At 69.4% G+C, this 1,573-nt stretch carries 1 protein-coding gene; it reads right to left on the bottom strand.

Annotated elements, in window-relative coordinates:
• Positions 1-1,319: LCP family protein (locus tag FMEAI12_RS34130; protein WP_235015029.1), on the bottom strand; the 1,319-nt coding region annotated here is incomplete at its 3' end.
• Between the last annotated feature and the right edge of the window lie 254 nt (positions 1,320-1,573).

Here is a 1,573-nt window from a genome sequence, read left to right as displayed (position 1 = left end):
GGCCCGACCCAGCCGCCGCGTTTCTGGGCGCGGTGACGCGGTCGGTGGTGCTGGACGACGAGACCGGCTTCACCGAGCTGCGCGCGCTGGCCGAGCGGGATGGGGTCTCCGGAGCCGGTGGGCTCGGGCAGGGACTCGCCGCCGGTGATGTTCCGGAAGAACTGCCGCATCTGGTCGGGGTCGTACAGGAAGTAGAAGGCCGGTTCGGCGATCTGGCCCGTGATCGGGACGGTGGAGAACGTGACGGCGCCGGTCGTCATCCCGCGCATCCGCTCGGCCAGCGCGCGCAGCTCGGTGAAGCCGGTCTCGTCGTCCAGCACCACCGACCGCGTCACCGCGCCCAGAAACGCGGCGAGCTTGGTCGGGCGCAAGAGGACGTCGCTGCTGCTGACCTTTCGGAACATCGCCGCGAGAAACGCCTGCTGGCGGCGGATCCGGGAGAGGTCACCGTCAGCGAAACCATGTCGTTGCCGAACAAAGGCAAGCGCATTGCCGCCGATCAGATGATTGTTTCCCGGCTGCCCGAGGAAACCGGAGCTGGGGTCGTTCAGGTTCATCGACCGCACCCGCCGGCCGTTCTCCAGTGTGTGCGGCTCGACGTAGCTCGATGCCTGCAGACACACGTCGATGCCACCGATCGCGGACGTCATCTGCTGGAAGCCGTTGAAGTCGAGTTCGGCGTAGTGGTTGATGCGCAGTCCCGCCACCTGCTCGAGGGTGGCGACGAGGAGCGCGGGGCCACCGCTGCCGAACGCTGCGTTGATCCTGTCTCGGCGGGCCCGGTGGTGGGTGCCGCCGTCGTCGGTCCAGGCCGGGATGGGCACCCTCAGGTCACGGGGGACCGACACGATGTTCGTCCGCCCGTCCGAGGCCAGGTGGGCGATCATCATAGTGTCGGATCGCGCGCCGCTGACCGCCGCGGCGTCCGAGCCGGTGCGCACGTCGGAGCCGACGAGGAGCCAGGTCTCGGTGCCGACCGGCGCGGGTGGTGGGCGGGTCACCGTGATGTCGGCAGGCGGCGCGATGGTCTCGCGATCGATCCTGCGGTCGTAGAAGGTGATGACGAACCAGCCGGTGGTGGTTACCACCACCACGGCGACCGACAGCAGGGCGGTCAGGACGAGCAGAACCCGGCGTACCGGGCCGCGCCGCGCGGCGCCGGCCGCCGCGTCGCTCCCGTCACCCGGCGGGTCGGCCTCGCTGCCGTCTTCGGCCTCGCCGTCGATGTCGCGTTCGCGGGTGTCGTGCTCACCGTCCATGGTCTCTGCCGGCGTCACTTCGGGGGCGTCGCACGACTGCCGTGCGCGCGTGTCCCGCATGCCGCCGCCCCCCGCCGCGCCTCATACCGGCGCGTGCCTGCCGGCAAAAACAAAGGTAAGTCAACGAAAGATAAGTCAACCAATAGTGATGTTGCGGGCCCGCAAGTCGGATGTGACAACCGACGCGGGACGAATCGGGGCACACCGCATCATCTGTCAGATGAGGGTGCTGCTGCCGCGCGGACGCCGGGACGGATCGCCCACGGGCAACGGACGAATGGGGCACGAGACGGGGATGACGCACCGGACGGCAC

It is taken from the genome of Parafrankia sp. Ea1.12 (assembly GCF_900465275.1).
GTDB lineage: Bacteria > Actinomycetota > Actinomycetes > Frankiales > Frankiaceae > Parafrankia > Parafrankia soli.
Note: the sequence above shows the minus strand (reverse complement) of the source record. Positions and strands in the feature narration are given on the sequence as shown.